This window comes from Photobacterium sp. J15 (assembly GCF_963870815.1).
Taxonomy (GTDB): Bacteria; Pseudomonadota; Gammaproteobacteria; order Enterobacterales; family Vibrionaceae; genus Photobacterium; species Photobacterium marinum.
On sequence record NZ_CAWMUI010000001.1, the window covers coordinates 3368302 to 3391060 of the forward strand.

21 protein-coding genes and 1 tRNA gene are annotated in these 22759 nt (G+C 49.2%); 9 read left to right on the top strand and 13 right to left on the bottom strand.

What is annotated here, in order from left to right; genetic code table 11:
* Positions 1-27: 27 nt before the first annotated feature.
* Positions 28-951: a general secretion pathway protein GspB gene (locus AACQ93_RS15020; RefSeq protein ID WP_064605948.1), complete on the bottom strand. Its 924-nt coding sequence runs from the start codon at positions 949-951 to the stop codon at positions 28-30.
* Positions 951-2627 (bottom strand): ExeA family protein, encoded by a 1677-nt coding sequence (locus AACQ93_RS15025; RefSeq protein WP_084419178.1) that lies wholly within the window; start codon positions 2625-2627, stop codon positions 951-953. Before AACQ93_RS15025 ends, AACQ93_RS15020 begins: the two co-directional genes overlap by 1 nt.
* A gap of 201 nt (positions 2628-2828) precedes the next feature.
* On the opposite strand from AACQ93_RS15025, the gene AACQ93_RS15030 reads away from it, so the two are divergent.
* Positions 2829-4055, top strand: a complete 1227-nt coding sequence (locus tag AACQ93_RS15030; RefSeq protein ID WP_064605950.1) for a multifunctional CCA addition/repair protein — start codon at positions 2829-2831, stop codon at positions 4053-4055.
* Positions 4056-4158: 103 nt separating this feature from the next.
* Here AACQ93_RS15030 and AACQ93_RS15035 read toward each other — a convergent pair whose 3' ends face one another.
* The 3 genes from AACQ93_RS15035 to folB are packed head-to-tail and all read right to left on the bottom strand — an operon-like array spanning position 4159 to position 5808.
* On the bottom strand, positions 4159-4962 hold the full coding sequence (locus tag AACQ93_RS15035) for an undecaprenyl-diphosphate phosphatase (protein WP_064605955.1): 804 nt from the start codon (positions 4960-4962) through the stop codon (positions 4159-4161).
* Between the two features lie 10 nt (positions 4963-4972).
* Positions 4973-5458: a 2-amino-4-hydroxy-6-hydroxymethyldihydropteridine diphosphokinase gene (gene folK, locus AACQ93_RS15040; RefSeq protein WP_064605957.1), complete on the bottom strand. Its 486-nt coding sequence runs from the start codon at positions 5456-5458 to the stop codon at positions 4973-4975.
* Positions 5455-5808, bottom strand: a complete 354-nt coding sequence (folB, locus tag AACQ93_RS15045) for a dihydroneopterin aldolase (protein ID WP_064605959.1) — start codon at positions 5806-5808, stop codon at positions 5455-5457. Before folB ends, folK begins: the two co-directional genes overlap by 4 nt.
* A gap of 232 nt (positions 5809-6040) precedes the next feature.
* Here folB and plsY point away from each other — a divergent pair, with 232 nt between their 5' ends.
* Positions 6041-6649, top strand: a complete 609-nt coding sequence (gene plsY, locus AACQ93_RS15050) for a glycerol-3-phosphate 1-O-acyltransferase PlsY (protein WP_064605961.1) — start codon at positions 6041-6043, stop codon at positions 6647-6649.
* A 60-nt stretch (positions 6650-6709) separates the two neighbouring features.
* Here plsY and tsaD read toward each other — a convergent pair whose 3' ends face one another.
* Positions 6710-7729, bottom strand: coding sequence for a tRNA (adenosine(37)-N6)-threonylcarbamoyltransferase complex transferase subunit TsaD (gene tsaD / locus AACQ93_RS15055; RefSeq protein ID WP_064605963.1), 1020 nt, complete (start codon positions 7727-7729; stop codon positions 6710-6712).
* Positions 7730-7913: 184 nt separating this feature from the next.
* Here tsaD and rpsU point away from each other — a divergent pair, with 184 nt between their 5' ends.
* The 7 genes from rpsU (at position 7914) to AACQ93_RS15090 (ending at position 15772) form a co-directional block, all read left to right on the top strand.
* Complete coding sequence (gene rpsU, locus AACQ93_RS15060) at positions 7914-8129, top strand: 30S ribosomal protein S21 (protein ID WP_005301411.1); 216 nt, start codon at positions 7914-7916, stop codon at positions 8127-8129.
* 28 nt (positions 8130-8157) lie between these two features.
* Complete coding sequence (locus AACQ93_RS15065; RefSeq protein WP_007467615.1) at positions 8158-8601, top strand: GatB/YqeY domain-containing protein; 444 nt, start codon at positions 8158-8160, stop codon at positions 8599-8601.
* A 171-nt stretch (positions 8602-8772) separates the two neighbouring features.
* Positions 8773-10527 (top strand): DNA primase, encoded by a 1755-nt coding sequence (gene dnaG / locus AACQ93_RS15070; protein ID WP_064605965.1) that lies wholly within the window; start codon positions 8773-8775, stop codon positions 10525-10527.
* A gap of 92 nt (positions 10528-10619) precedes the next feature.
* A complete protein-coding gene (gene rpoD, locus AACQ93_RS15075; protein ID WP_007467611.1) occupies positions 10620-12461 on the top strand; it encodes an RNA polymerase sigma factor RpoD in 1842 nt (613 codons plus the stop codon).
* Between the two features lie 196 nt (positions 12462-12657).
* Positions 12658-12733, top strand: a tRNA-Ile gene (locus AACQ93_RS15080).
* Positions 12734-13405: 672 nt separating this feature from the next.
* The gene (gene pykF / locus AACQ93_RS15085; RefSeq protein WP_007467610.1) at positions 13406-14818 is read left to right on the top strand and encodes a pyruvate kinase PykF; all 1413 of its coding nucleotides are present in this window, start codon (positions 13406-13408) and stop codon (positions 14816-14818) included.
* Positions 14819-15106: 288 nt separating this feature from the next.
* A complete protein-coding gene (locus AACQ93_RS15090) occupies positions 15107-15772 on the top strand; it encodes a GntR family transcriptional regulator (protein WP_198160134.1) in 666 nt (221 codons plus the stop codon).
* A gap of 68 nt (positions 15773-15840) precedes the next feature.
* Here AACQ93_RS15090 and AACQ93_RS15095 read toward each other — a convergent pair whose 3' ends face one another.
* The 7 genes from AACQ93_RS15095 to AACQ93_RS15125 all read right to left on the bottom strand — a co-directional run bounded on the left by AACQ93_RS15095 (position 15841) and on the right by AACQ93_RS15125 (position 22707).
* Entirely contained in the window at positions 15841-15969 is a 129-nt protein-coding gene (locus tag AACQ93_RS15095; RefSeq protein WP_255377157.1) for a hypothetical protein, read from the bottom strand.
* Between the two features lie 231 nt (positions 15970-16200).
* The gene (gene ilvN, locus AACQ93_RS15100) at positions 16201-16698 is read right to left on the bottom strand and encodes an acetolactate synthase small subunit (protein WP_064605969.1); all 498 of its coding nucleotides are present in this window, start codon (positions 16696-16698) and stop codon (positions 16201-16203) included.
* Positions 16698-18416: an acetolactate synthase 3 large subunit gene (locus AACQ93_RS15105; protein WP_064605971.1), complete on the bottom strand. Its 1719-nt coding sequence runs from the start codon at positions 18414-18416 to the stop codon at positions 16698-16700. The genes ilvN and AACQ93_RS15105 overlap by 1 nt, the downstream gene beginning before the upstream one ends.
* Before the next feature lie 42 nt (positions 18417-18458).
* The gene (locus tag AACQ93_RS15110; RefSeq protein ID WP_157097578.1) at positions 18459-18614 is read right to left on the bottom strand and encodes a hypothetical protein; all 156 of its coding nucleotides are present in this window, start codon (positions 18612-18614) and stop codon (positions 18459-18461) included.
* A 458-nt stretch (positions 18615-19072) separates the two neighbouring features.
* Positions 19073-20896 (bottom strand): AMP-dependent synthetase/ligase, encoded by a 1824-nt coding sequence (locus tag AACQ93_RS15115; protein WP_064605973.1) that lies wholly within the window; start codon positions 20894-20896, stop codon positions 19073-19075.
* A 307-nt stretch (positions 20897-21203) separates the two neighbouring features.
* On the bottom strand, positions 21204-22160 hold the full coding sequence (gene leuO / locus AACQ93_RS15120; RefSeq protein ID WP_007467602.1) for a transcriptional regulator LeuO: 957 nt from the start codon (positions 22158-22160) through the stop codon (positions 21204-21206).
* 346 nt (positions 22161-22506) lie between these two features.
* The gene (locus tag AACQ93_RS15125) at positions 22507-22707 is read right to left on the bottom strand and encodes a hypothetical protein (protein WP_157097579.1); all 201 of its coding nucleotides are present in this window, start codon (positions 22705-22707) and stop codon (positions 22507-22509) included.
* Between the last annotated feature and the right edge of the window lie 52 nt (positions 22708-22759).

Consider the following 22759-nt stretch of genomic DNA (forward strand, 5'->3'; position numbering starts at 1 on the left):
TTTGTCTCTTCTCTGAGGTTCTCAGTCTTACCATTCTGACAATGCCGGCATAGAAACCAGATAAGACTCAAAATCAAACACTACCTGTCGAGGTTCAATCCGGCGTAACACGACACCGGGCGCAATCTCATCCCCTTCAAAGGCCTCACGACCATTCACCTTCACCCAACGACTATCAGCCGTCGACGAAAAGATATGAGTCTGGAAGTTCAATGACGGGATCCGGTTTTGTACTGACACTGGCAAATCACCAAGTGCAACAGGTTTTACCTCTGACTTAGCTGATGGCGTCGAAGTCGTATTAAGCAACTCAGACGGCAAGGTATCCGGCTCTTCATCCACTACATTATCCGTTGCAGCAATAGCAGATTTAAGCTGCTCTGCTAGCTGTGGAGAAAGCTCAGAATAATCCAGCTTATCGAGATCCCACCCATTCTTTGCCGGCTGTGATGACACCACCTTCATCTCGCTCTGATTTGATATCGGGTTCTGACCATAAACTGTATCAGGCATTGTAACGACAGGCTGAGCAGTTCGCTGTGTGATCTGGCGGGACAAACGGCGATTAACTGAAGGCAGAGGCTCAGTCATCAGCTCAGGATACGGTAATACCCGAATCATACCTTCACCGGTATTCAACACTTCTGGCTTACTGGTGTCCGCCACCAACGCTGTTGCAACAACCGGGGCCGATTCAATTACAGGTACGGCAACAACGTCAGCCTTTACAGCCAATGCCGCGACGTCTGAAACCGATTCACGCTGAACCTGAGAGTGCCATTGGCCATACGCGAGCGTTCCTGCAACAGGGACCATTACCAGCAAAGCCGGTAACAACCAGGAAGACAGCGAACGAGAACCAGCAACAGCTTTAAATTGCTGAGCAGGACGTGAAGTGTACACCTGATGATGCTGCTCTGACTGCTGAATCGCATTAAGTAGGTTGGACATTAACTTTTCTCCGGTTGCAGTGTCGGACCAGGTAAATTAAGAGCCGAATCGATAACCATTAAGGTCCGCGGTCCAGCAATACCGTCAGCAGCCAACCCTTGAGCCCGCTGGAAACGGCGCAGCTTGTCCAGCAGAACCTGATCAAAACGCCCAGCCTGCGATACCGACTCTCCGAGCAGCAAGCTCAGTTGCTGGTTCAGCCACTGTACCCGAGGGCCCTGCTGACCATACCGAATAGCGCTCTTATCACCGAGTGGCGGGCGCCACAGCAAAGTGTAATTCTGTTGCCAGCGGGCATTAAACCAGTCATATTCCACTGCGATGCGTTTCCCTCCCAACAGCAGCTCAACGCTGTCATCATTGAGAGCATACAGCACGGCGTAAAACTCAGGCTGCCCACTCTCCTTCAGAGGTAAAATAACCGGACGATTAATGATACTCAGCTGCTCAAGACTGCCTTTACTCTGATGGCAGCTTAACTCAATCCGCGAACTGGTCTCACAATTGGCTTCATTCAGCCGGGTTTCGTACCCCCACAAGCGATAAAGGGTCTGCATCGCCTGGCGCTCAGAGCGACTTTGCTCCACCAGATGATGCCAGTCGGCCAACGGATCTGTCGGCACTTTTTTCTTCACAGCCTCAGGCTCCGGAGCCATTATGACTTGGGGGGCGGGCTGAGTAATGACCTTCTGCGACGAAGCTGTAAGAGCTAAATCCTGAGTTGCAGAAGCTGGAGATGGAATCGGCATCCCTTGCCAGTACCAGATACCCGCAGATAACAATCCGCCCAGCAGCAGAGCACCACCCCAGCGAAGTGTACGATCTCCCGCAGCGCTATTACCGATAGCTTGCGGCTCAGCCGTTGGTAACTGCCAGTTCAGCACTTCATCACAGGCCTGGCTGACAATCGCCTTACTGACCTGATGTGTTGACTGCTGACAGGCCAGCAGCATCGCTTTGTCACAAACAAGGTTTATCAAACGCGGAATACCGTGAGTAGCCTTGGCTATCTGGCGGGTCAATGCAGGCTCAAACACCTTATACAGGCAATCTACGGCTCTGAGGCGATAGTTAATGTATTCATCGACTTCTTCAGGCGTCAGCGGCAACAGATGGTAACGAGAGGTGATCCGCTGGGCCAATTGGCGCAATCGCTCCTGTTGCAGCAGCTGCTGTAACTCGGGCTGCCCCACCAGCACCACCTTCAGCAACTTACGACTGTCCGTCTCCAGGTTTGTCAGAAGACGCAGCTGTTCAAGTACATCCGGCATCAAATGCTGGGCTTCATCAACCAGCAGCAGAGTTTGTTTTCCTGCACTGTGGTTAGTCAGCAGGTGTTGGTAAATACGATCCGTCAGGACCTTGAAACTGGCATCCTCAGGATAATCAACACCCAGCTCATCACAAATAGTGGCCAGCAAATCATGGGCAGACAAAGCCGGATTAAGAATAATCGCAACCTGAGTTTCCTGCGGCAATCGCGAGACCAGCGCCCGTAGCACAGTTGTCTTACCGGTGCCGACCTCTCCTGTCAGCAACCCAAAACCACCGCCGCCAGACAGGCTCGCGAGCATATGGGTCAGTGCTTCCCGATGGCGCTCACTGAGATAGAGGAACCGAGCGCTGGGTACGATTGAAAATGGTGATTCAGTAATCCCGAAATAATCCGTGTACATGCCTTATATACTCTTGCACCTGTTTTATTGATACCTGCCCCGCTAAATTCCTTCTTTCTCAGAGCTGTAATATATTTGTGGAATTAAATTACCTTTGCTACTCAAGATTGTATACCCTGAGACCGTATTGAAGCGATCTATAACGCAAAGGTTACCAATGAGACCTTGTGATTTGCTGTATTTATATCAAAGGAGTAAAGCTTGCAGACCTATCTTGTCGGTGGCGCAGTCCGTGACGCGCTACTGGGACTGACAGTAAAAGACAAAGACTGGGTTGTGGTAGGCGCCACTCCGCAGCAAATGCTGGATCTGGGTTACAGCCAGGTCGGCAGCGACTTTCCGGTGTTCCTCCACCCGAAAACCAAAGAAGAGCATGCCCTGGCCCGAACCGAACGTAAGTCAGGCCGCGGTTACACCGGATTTACCTGTTATTCAGCACCAGATGTCACTCTGGAACAGGATCTGATGCGACGGGATCTGACCATCAATGCTATAGCCCAGGCAGAAGACGGTCACTTGATCGACCCATACAACGGCCAGCATGATCTGGAAAACAAGCAGCTTCGCCATGTATCACCAGCCTTTATTGAAGATCCACTAAGGGTTCTTCGCGTTGCCCGATTTGCAGCCCGCTTTGCTCACCTCGGCTTTACCGTTGCGCCGGAAACCATGGCCCTTATGCAGGAAATGGTGGTCGCCGGTGAACTTAGTGCCCTGACGCCTGAGCGAGTCTGGAAAGAGTGGGAAAAAGCCCTGTCCACTGCTAACCCGGACGTTTTTCTGAAGGTACTGAGGCAATGTGGCGCCCTTGGCGTTATCATGCCTGAACTTGATACCCTGTTTGGTGTACCGCAGCCGGAACAATGGCACCCGGAAATCGACTGCGGAATACACACCCTAATGGTGGCAGAACAGGCAGCTCGCCTGAGCAACGACCCGGTTATCCGCTTTGCCGCTCAAGTGCATGATCTGGGTAAAGCCCTGACTCCGAAAGAAGAATGGCCAAGCCATCACCACCATTGCCAGACCGGGCTAGATGCTATCAGAGCGCTTTGCCAGCGACTTCGAATCCCGAATGACTACCGCGATCTTGCTCTGGTAGTCTGTGCTCAGCATACGAAAGTCCATAAAGCGAATGAACTGCGCCCGGGCACTTTCATCAAAATATTTGATCAGACGGATGCCTGGCGTAAACCAGAACGCATGGAACAACTGGCGCTCTGCTGTCATGCCGATGTCCGTGGTCGCACAGGCCATGAAGACGATGCATACCCTCAGGCCGAGATACTATTAGCAGCTTTCGCTGCTGCTCAAAATGTGGCTGTAAAGCCAATTGTCGAAGCTGGCTTTAAGGGCAAAGAGATCAAAGAACAACTGGCCCTGCGCCGTACAGAAGCTGTGAGCGACTGTCTGTCCGATTTGCGCTAATCAAAATTCAGTTGTTCAATTCAAACTTGTACTTAGCACAAAAAGCCCGGCATTTGTTGCCGGGCTTTTCTTATTTCAAATTATGATGAGCTTTCAAACAGGATTAATGTGACAGCAGGAAAGCAATCAGGCCAGCACCCAGTAACAGGCGATAAATCACGAATGGCAGCATACCAAGGCGAGTCACCAGTTTCAGGAACACATGGATACATGCATAGGCACTAACAAAAGACACTGCAATACCGATACCCAAACCGCCAAAATCAACAGACTCACCACTGGTCACCAGTTTCATTCCCAGGTAGCCACCTGCCAGCAGAATAATCGGGATCGACATCAGGAAAGAAAAGCGTGCCGCAGCATCTCGGGTAAAGCCCAAGTGCAAAGCAGCTGTCATTGTTGCGCCTGAGCGCGAAGTACCCGGGATCATTGCAGCAGCCTGAGCCAGACCGATGAACAGGGACTGCTTCCAGGTTGTCTGGTATTCATCTGCTCGCAAAGTTGCACGGGCATCGACCCACCAAAGCAACAGACCAAAGAAGATAGTGGTACCGGCAATCACCCACGCTGAACGCAGGTAAAGCTCAATAATATCTTTCATAAACAGACCAAACACACAGGCCGGAATTGTTGCCAGCACAATCATCCAGGCCAGTTTGGCTTCTGCACAGCGACGACCTTTAAAAATCGAGCCCAGCCATGCAGAAAGCAAGGTAACCACTTCCTTTCGGAAATATCCCATAACCGCAGCCAGCGTACCAACATGAACTGCCACATCGAAAGCCAGCCCCTGGTCTGCCCAACCCAAGATCTGGGATGGCAGGATAAGGTGAGCCGAACTCGAAATAGGCAAAAACTCTGTCAACCCTTGGATCAGGGCCAGTGCGAAGGCTTCAAAATGACTCATTATCTATCCTTTAACTTGCAATTCTTTCTACAGGCCACAATGCCTGATTATCTTCAAAAGCGTGCCACAGCTGACTGACCGTCCGTCCGTCACCGGGGATTTCCAGTTCAGGACACAGTTCCATCATCGGCAACAGCACAAAAGCAAACTTATATAAATCGGAACGCGGCAGCTGAGGAGCACAATCCTGAACCAAGTCGCCATAGAGCAGAATATCCAAATCCAGTGTTCGGCTCTGGTTCTTCTGTGCATCAGGTGCGCGGCCATAAGAAAGTTCCAGCTGCTTTAAATTCTGCTGCAAATGCTCAAGCGGCAGTGCGGTTTCCATTGCCAGCACACAATTATAAAAGTTAGGCCCGCTGAACCCGACAGGTTCAGCTTCAAATATCCTGGAAACCTCGATCCCGGTTCCCAGTGTTTTCAGCTCGGTAACCGCCGCGCGAATATGGTATTCCCGCTCGATATTGGATCCGATACTGATATAAACGGTGGTCACTTGCTTCCCCGCTCAATCTGTACCCCTACCCCTCGGGCATTCGCTACCGCACCCGGCTTGGTAACCCGAACCCGGATCCACGGCACAGAGAATCTGGTCATTATAAGGCTGGCCACTTCCTCGGCCACGCGCTCAACCAGCAGAAAACGGCCATTCTGAATATGTTCTGTCACGGCATCACTCACCGCCGCATAATCAAGAGCCCAGGCCACATCATCGGTGTCTGCTGCCTGGCGGTTGTCATGAGCCATCTCCAAATCCAGCACCAGCTTCTGTTTGATGGTCTGTTCCCAGTCATACACTCCGATCGTGGCGATGACTTCAAGATGTTCGATAAATACTGAATCCATGTTCAATCGCTAATTTTGTTAGAGGTCGGATACCTAATTTGAGCAAAAACGCGTATTATCAGGTCATAATCGTCAACATTCATGACGCTCCCGCCCGCTCAGCATCAGCCCTGCGGACAGATTGCGAGCACTATACCACATGAGTGCTGAGGCGACATGAAAGACTGCTGTAAAAATCAGCAACAATTTTAAGCAACGACGATACCTCTGTTACCAGCCGTTGGAAGTTTGCATGACACCACTTGTTCTTCTGATCATCATTGGCGCCTACCTGCTTGGCTCAATCTCAAGTGCCGTGCTGATTTGTCGTCTTTACGACCTTCCGGATCCCCGTGACAGCGGCTCTGGCAATCCGGGAGCCACCAATGTCCTTCGCCTTGGCGGACGGAGTGCGGCCGCAATGGTACTGGTGTGTGACATCCTCAAGGGCATGATACCGGTCTGGATCAGTTACTTCGTCGGGATCAACCCATTCCTGCTTGGGATCATTGGCATAGCCGCCTGCCTGGGCCATATCTACCCGATCTTTTTTCACTTCCGCGGCGGTAAAGGTGTCGCAACAGCTCTTGGTGCCCTGGCGCCAATTGGCTGGGATCTGAGCGGTATGCTCATCGGTACCTGGCTGTTAACGGTTCTGCTTTGCGGCTACTCATCGCTCGGCTCACTGATCACGGCGCTAATGGCACCGATGTTTACCTGGTGGGTCAAGCCGGAATACACCATGCCGGTAGCTATGCTCTCCTGCCTGATAGTTTTTCGCCATCACGAAAACGTCCGCCGCCTGCTTGAAGGCAAAGAGAGCAAAATCTGGAATAAATTCACCCGTAATTCCAAGCCATAGAAACAACAGATGCAAAAAGGGCGGCCAGAAGGCCGCCCTTTAATATTTCATATCCCGTAATTAATCACGGATAGGCTTCAGCTGATCAATCGGCCAGCGCGGGAAAGCCTTCACACCAAGATCCATCGTTTCCTGGTTCTTCAGGCGCTGCATACCAGCATAAGCAATCATGGCACCGTTATCGGTACAGAATTCAGTACGCGGGTAGAACACTTCGCCCTTCATTCCCGTCATCAGCTTTTCCAGCTCCTGACGCAGATATTTGTTAGCACTTACACCACCTGCAATTACCAGGCGCTTAAAACCGGTCTGCTTCAGGGCACGCTTACATTTAATCGCCAGGGTATCAACCACTGCTTCCTGGAAAGCAAACGCGATATCAGCACGAGTCTGCTCGTCATCACCGTTATCACGGATAGTGTTAGCAGCAAATGTCTTCAGGCCGGAGAAGCTGAAATCCAGCCCCGGACGGTCTGTCATCGGGCGCGGGAACTTAAAGCGGCCTTTTGTGCCTTTCTCTGCCAATTTAGACAATAGCGGGCCTCCCGGATAATCCAGCCCCATCAGCTTGGCTGTCTTATCGAATGCCTCACCGGCTGCATCATCAATCGACTCACCCAGGATCTGGTACTCACCGATCCCTTTTACTTCCACCATCATGGTGTGGCCGCCGGAAACCAGCAATGCCACAAACGGGAATTCTGGCGGATTGTCTTCCAGCATCGGTGCCAACAGGTGGCCTTCCATATGGTGGACAGCTACAGCAGGCAGATCCCATGCGTATGCCAAGCTGCGGCCAATGGTCGCACCTACCAGCAACGCACCGACCAGGCCCGGACCTGCGGTGTATGCAACACCATCAAGATCTGCCGGTGTCAGGCCGGCATTCGCCAACGCTTCTTTCACCAGCGGGATGGTCTTTTTAACATGGTCACGCGACGCCAGTTCAGGTACTACACCACCGTAATCAGCATGCAGTTTTACCTGGCTGTATAGCTCGTGTGCCAGTAGGCCTTTTTCATCATCGAAAATTGCAACGCCTGTTTCGTCACAGGAGGTTTCGATGCCCAGTATACGCATAACAACCTCTATACTTATGGTAATTGGGGGCAATACTACAGTCCTTGACAGAAATTAACCAGTTCAGGGTTGCAGAATGCTTTACAAATGCACCCAGATCAGATTAGAATTTCGCACCATTTTTAATCAGCTGACACTTAACTGAACGTCAGCGTTAACCGAATCACTCTGAGGTGAGTATTACATGCCAGTAATCAAAGTACGTGAAAACGAACCGTTTGACGTAGCACTACGTCGTTTTAAGCGCTCTTGCGAGAAAGCAGGTATCCTTTCTGAAGTACGTCGTCGTGAACACTTCGAAAAACCTACTACAGTACGTAAGCGCGCTAAAGCAGCGGCTGTTAAGCGTCACCTGAAGAAATTGGCTCGCGAAAACGCGCGTCGCGTTCGTCTGTACTAATCTGCCTGATTAACAGAAGGAACGTGTTATGACTCTGATTGAACGTCTTAAAGACGAACAAAAAGCGGCGATGAAGGCTAAAGATAAGCCTCGTCTAGGTACTATCCGTTTAGCTATGGCTGCCATCAAACAGCGTGAAGTTGATGAAAAGATTACTCTTTCTGATGACGACGTGCTGGCAGTTCTGACTAAAATGGTAAAACAGCGCCGAGATTCTGTAGCTCAATATGAGTCTGCAGGTCGTCAGGATCTTGCTGATGTCGAACTTGCTGAAATTGCAGTTCTGGAAGAATTCATGCCTCAGCCACTGAGCGACGATGAAATCGCTGCTCTGCTGGATGAAGCAGTAGCTTCTACCGGAGCGACCAGCATGCAAGACATGGGTAAGCTGATGGGCGTACTGAAACCGCAGGTTCAGGGTCGTGCCGATATGGGTAAAGTTAGCCAGTTAGTGAAAGCGAAACTTAGCTAATACTAACCCAATTCAGCAGCAAGCCGTGCTATCCATAAGGAGTGCGCGGCTTGTTCGTATTTCGCTTCCGGTATTTTTACACTCTGATACCAACCTAAATCGCTATGTGAAATGCACTAAATAGCTATTTCGTTTGGTATTACTTACGTTTTATCAGGTAAAACTCTCTTTATGGCAGGAAAAATCCCCCGTTCATTTATCGATGATCTCATCGCACGCCACGACATTGTGGATGTAGTTGATGCACGGGTGAAACTGAAAAAGCAGGGCAAAAACTTCGGTGCCTGCTGCCCTTTCCATAACGAGAAAACCCCCTCGTTCTCCGTCAGCCAGGAAAAACAGTTCTACCACTGCTTTGGCTGTGGTGCCCACGGTAATGTCCTTGATTTCGTGATGGAATTTGATCGCCTTGATTTTGTCGAAGCGATTGAAGAACTGGCTTCGCAGCTTGGTCTGGAAGTACCGCGCGAACAAGGCAGCGGTGGCGGCAAGCCCGGCGCTCGCAGCAAAGAAAAGCTCGGGCTGTACGACATGATGGGGCAGATATCCCAGTTCTATAAATCCCAGCTCCGCACCCCGGAAGGCCAGGTAGCAGTGGATTACCTGAAAGGACGAGGATTATCTGGCGAAATCGTTCAGAAATACGATATCGGTTTTGTACCTGATCAGTGGGACCAGGTTCGCAACCGCTTCGGTCGCGATATGGAAGCCCAGCAGGCGCTGGTTACCGCGGGTATGTTGATCGAGAACGATAACGGTCGCCGCTATGACCGCTTCCGCGGCCGGGTTATGTTCCCGATCCATGATCGCCGTGGACGGGTCATCGGTTTCGGAGGCCGTGTATTGGGTGACGGCACCCCGAAATACCTAAACTCTCCGGAAACGCCGATCTTCCACAAAGGCCGTGAACTCTACGGCCTGTACGAAGTACTGCAAGCCCACCGGGAACCGGAAAAACTTCTGGTTGTCGAAGGTTATATGGACGTGGTTGCCCTGGCGCAATTCGGTGTCGACTATGCCGTCGCCTCACTGGGAACATCAACGACCGGGGATCATATCCAGACCTTGTTCCGCCAGACAGGTACCGTGGTTTGCTGCTATGACGGTGACCGCGCAGGTCGCGATGCAGCGTGGCGGGCAATGGAGCAGGCACTACCCTACCTGACTGACGGACGCCAGCTTAAGTTCATGTTCCTGCCGGACGGCGAGGATCCGGATACCTATATCCGTCAGTACGGCCAAGAAGGTTTTGAACAGCAGGTCAATGAGGCGATGCCGCTGTCAGAGTTCATGTTCAACACACTGGTAGCCCAAGTCGACATGAGTAGCCGGGAAGGCAAGGCAAAACTGAAAACCCTGGCTAAACCGCTACTGGAAAAGGTAGCCGGTGAAACACTTCGTGAGTATCTACTCAATACATTGGGCTATAATTTAGGGTTACCACCTGATCAGATCAGACTCGAACTGAAACGAGATGACAGCCAGCGGCCGGTTCAGCTGCAAAAGAACATCAAACGTACCCCGATGCGCGATGTCATTGCTCTGCTGGTCCAGAATCCGGGCTTTGTGGAAAGCCTGGAATTTGATATGGCCGCATTTGAAGGGATTGATGTCCCTGGACTAAATTTATTGATATCAGTGGTTGATAAATGCCGAATTAACCCCAATATCACTACAGGCCAGTTACTAGAGTCCTGGCGTGGCAGCAAAAATGAGAACATGATGGCCCGTTTGGCCGCATGGCAACTGCCCCTCGCAAAAGACGAGGACAACACTCTAGATGTATTTATGGACGCGATGGATAAAGTTATCGATCAATGCGTTACACAACAAATCGAGAAGTTGCAGGCTAAATCAAACACCGTCGGCTTATCAGTCGAAGAGAAGCGGGAATTGCAGTTGCTGATACTCAATCGTCCCGGCTAGTAAGTAGTCAACAATTCAAAAATTTGTTAAGTTTACAGGTTTGCATTTCTGCATACTAAACTCTCACTCAGACCCGAAGTTGGATATCGTCTATGGAGCAAAATCCGCAGTCTCAGCTTAAGTTACTTGTCGCTAAAGGCAAAGAACAAGGCTATCTGACCTACGCCGAAGTAAATGACCACTTACCGGAAGACATCGTTGATTCCGATCAGGTGGAAGACATTATTCAGATGATTAATGACATGGGTATTAAGGTGGTTGAAACAGCCCCTGATGCCGATGAATTAATGATGACTGAAGATAATGCGGACGAAGACGCCATTGAAGCCGCCGCTCAAGCACTTTCTAGTGTAGAAAGCGAGATTGGCCGTACTACCGATCCAGTCCGCATGTACATGCGCGAAATGGGTACAGTAGAACTACTTACTCGTGAAGGCGAAATTGATATCGCAAAACGCATTGAAGATGGTATCAACCAGGTTCAGTGCTCAGTTGCCGAATATCCGTCAGCCATCTCCCACTTGCTGGAACAGTTCGACAAGGTAGAAGCCGACGAGCTTCGTCTTACTGACATTATTTCTGGTTTTGTTGATCCTAACGAAGAGGAAACAGCAGCACCAACAGCAACTCACATCGGTTCAGAGCTAAGCGAAACAGATCTTGAAGATGAAGATAAAGATCTTGAAGAAGATGATGACTCTGAAGAATCGGAAGAAGATACCGGTATCGATCCGGAGCTGGCTCGTGAGAAGTTCATGGAACTTCGTGATTCTTACGAAAAAATGGCGACCGCGATTAATACTTACGGCCGTACTGATGCACGAACTGAAGTAGCGGTTGAAGAGCTGTCTGACATCTTCAAGCAGTTCCGCCTGATCCCGAAACAGTTTGACCGTCTGATTAGCTCACTACGTGATTCGATGGATCGTGTTCGCACTAACGAACGCCTAATCATGCGTATGTGTGTTGACAACAGTAAGATGCCGAAGAAAACCTTCGTTAATCTTTTTGCCGGCAATGAATCTTCTACTGACTGGATCGACGAAGCACTAAACTCTGGTAAACCATACGCTGAACGCCTTAAGAACTACGAAGAAGAGCTTCGCCGTTCTGTGGTTAAGCTACGCATGCTGGAAGAAGAAACCGGCCTGTCTATCGAGCGTATCAAAGACATCAGCCGTCGTATGTCTATCGGTGAAGCAAAAGCTCGCCGTGCGAAGAAAGAAATGGTTGAAGCCAACCTGCGTCTGGTTATTTCGATCGCGAAGAAATACACCAACCGCGGCCTGCAGTTCCTGGATCTGATCCAGGAAGGTAACATCGGCCTGATGAAGGCTGTTGATAAGTTTGAATACCGTCGTGGTTACAAGTTCTCGACTTACGCAACATGGTGGATCCGTCAGGCAATCACTCGTTCAATCGCAGACCAGGCACGTACTATCCGTATCCCTGTTCACATGATTGAAACCATCAACAAACTGAACCGTATCTCTCGTCAGATGCTTCAGGAGATGGGCCGTGAGCCATTGCCGGAAGAACTGGCAGAACGCATGCAAATGCCGGAAGACAAGATCCGTAAAGTACTGAAGATTGCCAAAGAGCCAATCTCAATGGAAACCCCAATCGGTGATGATGAAGATTCACATCTGGGTGATTTCATTGAAGATACTACGCTTCAGCTACCAATGGATGCAGCAACGTCTGATAACCTGCGCACCGCGACCAACGAAGTGCTGGCAGGCCTGACACCTCGTGAAGCGAAAGTACTTCGCATGCGTTTCGGTATCGACATGAACACTGACCACACCCTTGAGGAAGTTGGTAAGCAGTTCGACGTTACCCGTGAGCGTATCCGTCAGATCGAAGCCAAAGCCCTGCGTAAGCTTCGCCACCCAAGCCGCTCAGACGTACTGCGCAGCTTCCTGGACGAGTAAACCTCACCTTTGACACAATCTTAAAAGCGAGCCTCATGGCTCGCTTTTTTATTCGTCATGATATCTTCAAATATCAATACGTTAGCTTTTTCCCATTTTAAGGTGTTCTTTACTTTGAGTGCTTAAAAAGCAGACAAAACAATCACTTTATTCGCTAGACAAGAGCCAGACCTTCTCATATAATTTCCCGCACACTGGCCCCTTAGCTCAGTGGTTAGAGCAGGCGACTCATAATCGCTTGGTCCGCAGTTCAAGTCTGCGAGGGGCCACCAGACTCAAAAGAAAAGCTTATGGAGAAATCCATAAGCTTTTTTTATTCCCACAAAAAAATCACATCCGCTTCGAAAACACATAAACACCCACCATCAATTCTCATTTGCAGAGACTCTCATTCCGCACTTATTGCACCGTGTAAGAAACAAAGAATTCACTCCCATAAACAATCAGATGCATGGATTTATTTCACACTCAAAAATAAATCCTTTTACCGGAAAACTTCGCCCACAATTGATAAATAACAAAACTTTTCTGTGAATTATGTAGATAATTTCACCCTCATTTGCCGCAACATGTGAAATTTTTGCGTGTTATCACAAGGTGATAAAAGAGTTGAGCCGTGCTATACTCTAGGCCTTGTTCGCCGGGCAATTTTATGTAAGGGCTGACACATTCATGTCATGATTGGATGACAGCATACTGGGAGGGATAGAACCAGGAAATAATGTGTACAAGTGCTGCCTTATGAAAGCACCCAATGCTTTCATAAGGCAATATTTTTGTAAAAAATTTGTATTATCACCGCTTACCGGTCAAAGGAAGTTACAAATGTTTGATCTACTCCTCAATTTGTAGGTGTATTTCAACATAAATGGAACATCTTTTTCAGGTATAACACTGTGATTCAAATTTCCCTTGGGTAAAAGTTCGTCCGGAGACAATCCTCAATGAAAAAGACTAAGATCGTATGTACGATTGGACCTAAAACTGAATCTAAAGAGATGCTAACTAAGCTGGCTAACGCTGGTATGAACGTTATGCGTCTTAACTTCTCGCACGGTGACTTCGCAGAGCACGGTCAGCGCATCAGCAACCTGCGTGAAGTAATGGCAGAGACTGGCAAACAACTTGCTATCCTGCTGGACACTAAAGGTCCTGAAATCCGTACTATCAAACTGGAAAACGGTCAGGACTTTTCTCTGGTTGCTGGCCAGGAATTCACTTTCACTACTGACACTTCTGTTATCGGTAACCAAGACCGCGTAGCTGTTACTTACCCAGGTTTCGCAAAAGACCTGACTAAAGGTAACACTATCCTGGTTGACGATGGTCTAATCGAGATGGAAGTACTTGAAACTACTGACACTGAAGTTAAGTGTAAAGTACTTAACAACGGTGACCTGGGTGAAAACAAAGGTGTTAACCTACCAGGCGTTTCTGTAAACCTTCCTGCTCTTGCAGAAAAAGACAAAGCTGACCTTAAGTTCGGTTGTGAGCAAGGCGTTGACTTCGTTGCGGCATCTTTCATCCGTAAAGCTGAAGACGTTAAAGAAATCCGTGCACTGCTAAACGCAAACGGCGGCGAAAACATTCAGATCATCTCTAAGATCGAAAACCAGGAAGGTGTTGATAACTTCGACGCTATCCTAGAAGCTTCTGACGGCATCATGGTTGCTCGTGGTGACCTGGGTGTTGAAATCCCGGTTGAAGAAGTTATCTTCGCTCAGAAGATGATGATCGAGAAATGTAACCGTGCTCGTAAAGTAGTTATCACTGCTACTCAGATGCTTGATTCTATGATCAAGAACCCACGTCCAACTCGTGCAGAAGCGGGTGACGTTGCGAACGCAATCATGGACGGTACTGATGCAGTAATGCTTTCTGGTGAATCTGCGAAGGGTAAATACCCAATCGAAGCTGTAACTATCATGGCTCAAATCTGTGAGCGTACTGATAAAGCTCTTAAAGCAGAACTGGGTTCTCGCCTGGACAGCCCACGTCTTCGCATCACAGAAGCTGTATGTAAAGGTGCTGTAGACACTGCTGAAAAACTAAGTGCACCTCTAATCGTTGTTGCAACTGAAGCTGGTAAGTCTGCACGTTCTGTACGTAAATACTTCCCAACTGCAAACATCCTTGCAGTAACAACTAACACTAAGACTGCAGCTCAGCTTGCACTGTCTAAAGGTGTAACTCCAGTTGTTGTTGATTCAATTGAAAACACTGACGCGTTCTACGGACGCGGCAAAGAGCTTGCTCTTGAAACTGGCCTGGGTGCAAAAGGCGATATCGTTGTTATGGTATCTGGCGCACTAGTACCATCAGGTACAACTAATACAGCTTCTGTACACGTACTGTAAGCTATCGGCCATAAGCCAAATCACAAACGGGAGCCATTCGGCTCCCGTTTTTTTATGCTTAAACCCGCACAAGGCAAAACGCCACTCACAATTCCACAGCTTGTCTGTCGCTCCCCTCTTTTTTCGAGCGTATACTCACCCGCAACAAAATCCCCTGAAAGCATAACCATTACTTGCGAAGTAAGGTAGAAAGATACCGTTAAGCAGTGCCTGCATCACCCCCTGATTGCAGTCAGCTACTGAACCATCCTCCTTTGGCATCGCTGTCTGAGGAAAGAAACAATAATAATGAGGAATGCAGTGTCTAGTCCCACATTAACCAATCAAGTTATGGAAATGATTCGACAAGACATCTTACTCGGTGAACTCGCTCCGGGACAAAAGCTTGTTGTTGCAGATCTGAAATCCCGCTACGATGTTGGCGCATCTCCCATCAGGGAAGCCCTTGTCCAACTATCATGGAAAAAATACGTCAACTTTACCCCGCAAAAAGGCTGCTGGGTCGCTCCGGTTTCTATCGTTGAACTGGAAGATCTGTTTGAAACGAATCTGGTACTGTCTAAAGTTTTGTTGAAACGGGCAATCGAAAATGGCGACGAATCCTGGGAGCTCAACATCCTGACCAGCTTCCATAAGCTCTGTCGAATCAATCCGGCAGAAGCTGATGTCGACTTGAGTGAATGGGAAGAGCGCCACAGCCAATTCCACCTTGCCTTGCTGGAAGGCAGCTACTCACCTGTAATGCTGGATCTTTACCGGGAAGTCTATGAGCAGATTGAACGCTACCGCCATATCTGGGTGTGTCGAAACCGTCATTACGAAGAACGCTACCATGACAATGGTGAGCATGAAGCGATGATGAAAGCGCTACTGAGCCGAAACAGCGAACAAGCACTAGCTTTGTTGGACGAACACTCCCAGCGGGCAGTTGAGATGATCAAAGCTTATCTTTAAGTCTGTCAGGCTGGAGCTGCAAATAACCAAGTTCGACAAAACACTTTCCACCCACACACAATCTAGAATTACCAGAAAATCTCTTTGTGGTGGGTGTTTAACAGCAAGACGGCCAACAAGAAATAAATAGCACTGACATGAAAGCCCAACAGAACAAGCGTCAGGGTGGCCAGGCGTGCCAAGAATTGATTCATCATCGCCATACTCCTACTTCAAACATCCGGTGGTACAGCTTTGTATCGCAAGCTTAACAAAGCCTAATGACAGGAATATAACCTTTCGTTACCAGCTGAATTCCACCACCTTCTATTAGACTTTAGTCTAATCACAACCGGAGTATGACGCTCTTAGGTGCAAAATTAAGCCCTGCTCAGAACACGCCTGAGCAGGGCTTTTCAATCGGTTCGATAATCGATACAGAAAAAGGGTTATGCTTTCAGGGCTCGCTCCCCGCGTGCAATCCCAACCACACCGCTGCGCGCCAGTTCCACAATCTCCGTTGCTTCGCCAACCGCGTCAATAAAGGCATCCAGCTTGTCACTGGTTCCCGCCAGCTGAACGGTGTAAATCTGGCTAGTCACATCAACAATCTGCCCCCGGAAGATATCCGCAGTCCGCTTCACCTCCGCCCGGGCAAAACCGCTGGCTTTTAGCTTCACCAACATCAGTTCACGTTCAACGTGCTCGTTTTCCGTAACATTGCTGACCTTGAGGATATCAATCAGTTTATGCAACTGCTTCTCAATCTGCTCCAATGCCGCATCATCATCTACGTTGGTAGTGATGTTAAGGCGGGACAAGGTCGGATCATCCGTCGGTGCCACTGTCAGTGATTCAATGTTATAGCCTCGCTGAGAAAACAGGCCGACAACCCGAGATAATGCGCCCGATTCATTTTCCAGTAGTACTGATATAATTCTGCGCATTATGTTCTCTCCGTTTTACTTAGCCACATTTCACTCATAGAGCCACCCCGGATCAGCATCGGATAAACATGCTCTGTTTCATCAACACTGATATCGATAAACACCAGCTTATCTTTCATCGCCAGAGCTTTTTCCAGCTCGCTCTCTAACTTCGCCGGATCGAAAATCCGCATTCCCACGTGCCCGTAAGCCTCGGCAATAGCCGCAAAGTCCGGCACTGAATCCATATATGAATGAGAGTGACGTCCCTGATAAATCATGTCCTGCCACTGCTTCACCATCCCCAGGAACCGGTTGTTAAGGTTAATAATTTTCACCGGGATATCATATTGCAGGGCTGTCGACAGCTCCTGGATATTCATCTGGATACTGCCGTCACCTGTGACACACACTACCTCAGCATCCGGCAGGGCAAACTTGACCCCCATCGCAGCTGGCAGGCCGAAGCCCATGGTTCCCAGACCGCCGGAGTTAATCCAGCGACGCGGCTTATCGAACGGATAGTAAAGCGCAGCAAACATCTGGTGCTGGCCGACATCAGAGGCAACATAAGCATCACCATTAGTCAGCTTGTAAAGCACGTCAATCACCTGCTGTGGCTTAATGCGCTCACTGTTGGTGTCATAGCTTAAGCACTTACGCGCCCGCCATGATTCAATCTCACTCCACCAGCTGTCGATAGCTTCCTTATCATTACAGGCATCCTGATCGTCGAGCATCTTCAGCATAGTGTTCAATACCGTATCGGCCGAGCCGACGATGGGTATATCAGCCCCCACCGTCTTGGAAATTGATGACGGGTCAATATCGATATGCATGATGGTCGCATTCGGGCAGTACTTCGCGACATTATTGGTTGTACGGTCGTCAAAACGTACCCCGATACCGAAAATCAAATCCGAATTATGCATCGCCATATTGGCTTCATAGGTACCGTGCATCCCCAACATGCCCAGGCAGTTTTTGTGCGTCCCGGGAAAAGCACCCAGCCCCATCAGGGTATTAACTACCGGCAGATTCAAAGACTCTGCCAGTTTCAGAATTTGCTCACCGCAATCGGCCATAATAGCTCCACCGCCGATATACAGCACGGGTTTCTTCGCAGCCATCAACGCCCTGATACCACGCTTGATCTGCCCCTTGTGGCCCTGAGTTGTCGGGCTATAAGAGCGCATACCGATCGATTCCGGATATTTGTACGGGTAGGTCTCCGCCGGATTGAGCATATCTTTGGGTATATCGATCACCACAGGGCCGGGACGGCCGCTTGAGGCGATATAGAAGGCTTTTTTGATGATCTCTGGGATCTCTTCCGGGTTCTTGACCAGAAAGCTGTGCTTAACGACCGGACGGGAAATCCCGACCATATCGCACTCCTGGAAGGCATCGTTGCCGATCAGGTTACTCATAACCTGGCCGGAAAAGACCACGAGGGGAATGGAGTCCATATAGGCTGTCGCAATACCGGTGACGGCATTGGTTGCCCCGGGACCGGATGTCACCAGTACTACGCCGACTTCACCGGTGGCACGGGCATAACCGTCTGCCATGTGCACCGCTGCCTGTTCATGGCGGACGAGGACGTGTTCAATGTCGCTTTTCTCATGCAGCGCATCGTAAATATCCAGTACTGAACCGCCAGGGTATCCGAAGATATGTTTTACGCCTTGGTCGATCATCGATCGAACGACCATCTCGGCGCCGGACAACATTTCCATATTACTTGCCTCCAGGTCGAGTACACCACCCCATATAGCTAATTATTCCCGGCCATCACCGGCAGTCGAATCCTGCTCAGGGTCAGAAAACGGGAGGGCTCGTGATAAATACTGCCTTGTTTCACGATTTGCGTTTCCAGACCCCAACCAGCTCGGGTAGAACAACTGCTGCGTCATGGTCAGCATCGGTTTATTCATGCTTTATGCGACAGGAAAAAATTCCGGCCAAACCACAACAATTAGCTATACGGGCTGATGTAACATAGTTAGGGCTTATTTTTAGCCTAAATTGAAATCAAACTTGTTTCTTTATTCTATGCGAGCCGCCGCCTGCCATAACAAACAACGGTAACCCGCAACAACTGTAACGCCTTTTTATCAAACAAGTCTATTAGCCGGAGGCAGTTCACAGTATTAATCTGTTACTGGTGAGAAATGGCTTTATTCATTCGGCTTGAAGGTTATGCAATAGAGATCATCCGCTGAATATTACCGCTTGGTGAGAGTATTAATCTTATAAGGTGAACAGAAAACCACCGCAGTTCGAAGCTATCCGAGCATCAGTATCAAGCCAGATACATCTAATAAGTCACCAGACGCAAAAAAGGAGCCTTCCGGCTCCTTTGAAGAAATGAGGTCGACAGGCAAGTCCGCCATTAATGCTGGCTTGCCGACGCCTTCTTGTGACTCTCTTCGTACATCATTTCAATTTCACGGTGGTAGCGATCCTGGATCACCTTACGACGCAGTTTCTGAGTCGGAGTCAGCTCACCACTGTCCATTGAGAACGCTTTCGGAAGCAGAGTGAATTTTTTCACCTGTTCAAAACGAGCCAGATCTTTTTGCAGCTCAATGACTCGCGCTTCAATCAGCTCGCGGATCTGGCTGTGCTTCACCAGCTCCAGGCGATCATGGTATTTGATATTCAGCTCGCGGGCGTGCTCTTCCAGTGCCTCGAAGCACGGAACAATCAATGCAGACACAAACTTACGAGTGTCAGCAATCACCGCGATCTGCTCAATGAAATGGTCTTTACCGATAGCCCCTTCAATAACCTGAGGTGCAATATATTTACCGCCAGAGGTTTTCATCAACTCTTTGATGCGATCGGTAATAAACAGGTTGCCCTTGTCATCGAAATGACCGGCATCACCGGTTTTCAGGAAACCGTCTTCAGTGAAGTTCTTGGCGCTCTCTTCCGGCATCTTATAATAGCCGCGCATCACCATCGGGCCACGCACCAGAATTTCATTGTTTTCGCCAATCTTCACTTCGGCTCCCGGCATCGGCAAACCGATTGAATCCGGGTTAAAGCATTCATCATCCCAGCAGGAGATGGTCGCTGTAGTTTCAGTCATACCGTAACCCAGCTTCACGTTGATCCCGATAGCATGGAAGAAGCGGCCAATTCCCGCATCCAGCTTGGCACCGCCACATGGCATGAACTTGATCTGCCCGCCCAGGATCTTACGCAGTTTCGACAAAACCAGCTTGTCAGCCAGCTTATAGCTCTTTTTCAGTAGCAGCGATGGCTTGCGCTGCTCCTGGTGGCACAGTGCCATACGGGCACCCATATTCACCGCCCAGGTAAACATTACCTTGCGGTGGAATGGTGCGCGAGAGACTTTTTCATGAACGGCAGAGTAAATCTTCTCGTAAACCCGCGGTACCGCCGCCATCACATTCGGCTTCACTTCAACCAGGGCTTCGCGCAGTTTGTTGGTGTCTGACAGGTAGCAGTTTACGCCGCCACGGTGCAGGACATAGAAAGTCCAGGCACGCTCAAATACGTGTGACAATGGCAGGAAACAAAGGGAGACGTCGCCTTCATCCAGCGCCAGCTTTTCATCATGACCTTCAATCTGACCCGCAACGTTGCCGTAATCCAGCATCACCCCTTTCGGAGTGCCAGTCGTACCCGATGTATAAATCAGAGTAAACAGGTCATCCATCGCGGTCTGCGACAGGCGCTGCTCCAGCTCAGCCTGAACATCTCCAGAGCCTTGCTGAACAAAATCATCATAGCTGCATACCAATGGATGTTCAGCCAGCTCAACCTGCTGCGACATCACCACAATACGCTCCAGTTGAGGGCACTCAGCAGCGATTTCCAGCGCAGCATCATGCTGTGCCTGCTCACCCACAAACAGAATGCGGATATCTGCGTTATTAATGATATACGCAGCCTGCTGCGGCGTACTGGTCGGATAGATAGGTACAGTTACACAGCGGTTATACAGGGCCGCAAAATCAGCAACGGTCCAGCGCGGCATGTTATTGGAAAAGATACCAATCTTATCCTGAACATTTAGCCCCTGAGCCAGCATTGCCAGGGCAAGCTGTTGGATCTGCTCACCAAACTCAGCCCAGCTAATATCCTGCCACTGGCCATTGACCTGATGACGCAGTGCTACCCGATCGCCCAGGCGGGCAATCTGGTTACGAATTCGATTTACGATATGAAGATCACGTTCAGCCATAACTACTCTGCCATTTTAGCTTACACCTGTAAGCCTATTAGAGGAGCGCAGTCTACAGCTGACACCGAAAAAGGCAACAATAAAGCGAGATATTTTGCGTTTTATGCTGCGGTGCTCTCAGTCCCCAGCCCTTGTCAGCACAGGGTTTATACGTCTTATTAATAGAATTAACACAAAATGTAAGCAAGTACTGTCCGGCGACCAACTTCAGCAAAAAAACGGGCACAACGGGATCAAAAAAGCCGACAGGTGCCGGCTTTTTACTAATATCTGCTTTTTGCTTGTCTGTTTTAGCTTACATAGCAGCTTAGTATGAGTTGTCACCACACACTTCAAGCAGCTGGTTACGCATCCAGATATGGCCTTTGTCTTTTTGTGATGACTCATGCCAGCTCAGGTAACCACTGATTTTCGCCGAGTCAAACGGCAGTGGCAGTACCTTCAGCTGCAGGTTGTGAGCAGCAGATTCTGCCAGCCAGCGTGGCATCACAGCAATCAGATCAGACTGGCCAGAAACATACATAATGTTGCTCAGGCTCGCGCCCTGGTAAGCTTCATTGTAGCTCGCATGCTGATTGTAGATATGGTCAGCAAACATCTTCACACCAGGAATCGATTTCAGTACAGCATGCTTTTCAGCCGCAAATTCTGCTTCTGTAATAGACTCACCAATGCGCGGGTGGTTACCGGCAGCAATCACAACCAGCTCATCGCTGAACAGCTCTGTGCTGCAAAAGCCAGGTTCATCGAAGCGAACGTAATCAATCACGAAGTCCACTTCCTGATAGCGCATCTTCTGGGTCAGGTTTGCATCCAGCTCAGCTTCCAGGTGTACACGCAGGTTCGGTGCCTGCTCAGACACATTGCGCAGGATACGTGGTGCAAAACGCATATCAGACGGGCTGCAGATAGCCAACTTGAAAGTACGGCTTGACGTCTCAGGCGAGAAAATCGATGACGGCAGCTCGTTCTTCACCAATTGCAGAGCCTGACGAACCGGACCGAAAAGCTGCTTAGCACGCTGAGTCGGCTGAATACCACGACCATGACGGATAAACAGTTCATCGTTAAACATCACCTTCAGACGGGCAACGGCATTACTTACAGCAGGCTGAGACATGCCCAGGTTATGAGCAGCTCGGGTAATATTCTGTTCCTGCATCACAGCATCAAAAACTGTCAGCAAATTCAGGTCTACACTTCTTAGATTTGACTCCATTTTGTAACCATCAACCGGGTGAATAGATGAAGTTTTACGCGTCATATTTTGCCTCTACTTGAATCTGGTTGGGGCAAAATCCGTTATGCCTCCAATTGAATAAATGGGACATATCCTCTGCCCGAAACAATTGCCCCCTGAATGGGATGCGGCAAGTATTATTCAAATGGATTGATGAAACCAAGAGGCGAAAATAAGCAAATGTAAATACTTATCAGCCGAAGTCAAAATTCAGAATATAAATTCTTTTAAATCATTAAGTTAATCCACTTCTAAAAAGATCTAAAAAATGTATAAATAAGATAAAGGGGTAATTATAAGCAAAAAACGCTGCTTTTTTGTTCGTTTTTTACACATTCCTGTAACCCGAGAAAAACGTTTTCGTGAACGGTTAATAAATTCCACTCATCGAAAATTCACGTTTTACCGTACGGCCGGGCTCAACCATTGAGTCCCGGACAAAATCCAGAAATTCGACCTCACGCCAAAGCTGTCGCCACAATTCATCACAGTGATACCAGTCACCTTCCAAAGCCCATTCTGCTATCACCATCGCCCCATCCGACAATTTCCCCCTTCCCACAGAATTCATATCAAACCCAAACTAATTGCGGCTGACTTCAGATACTCCATCGCCGCCCCCC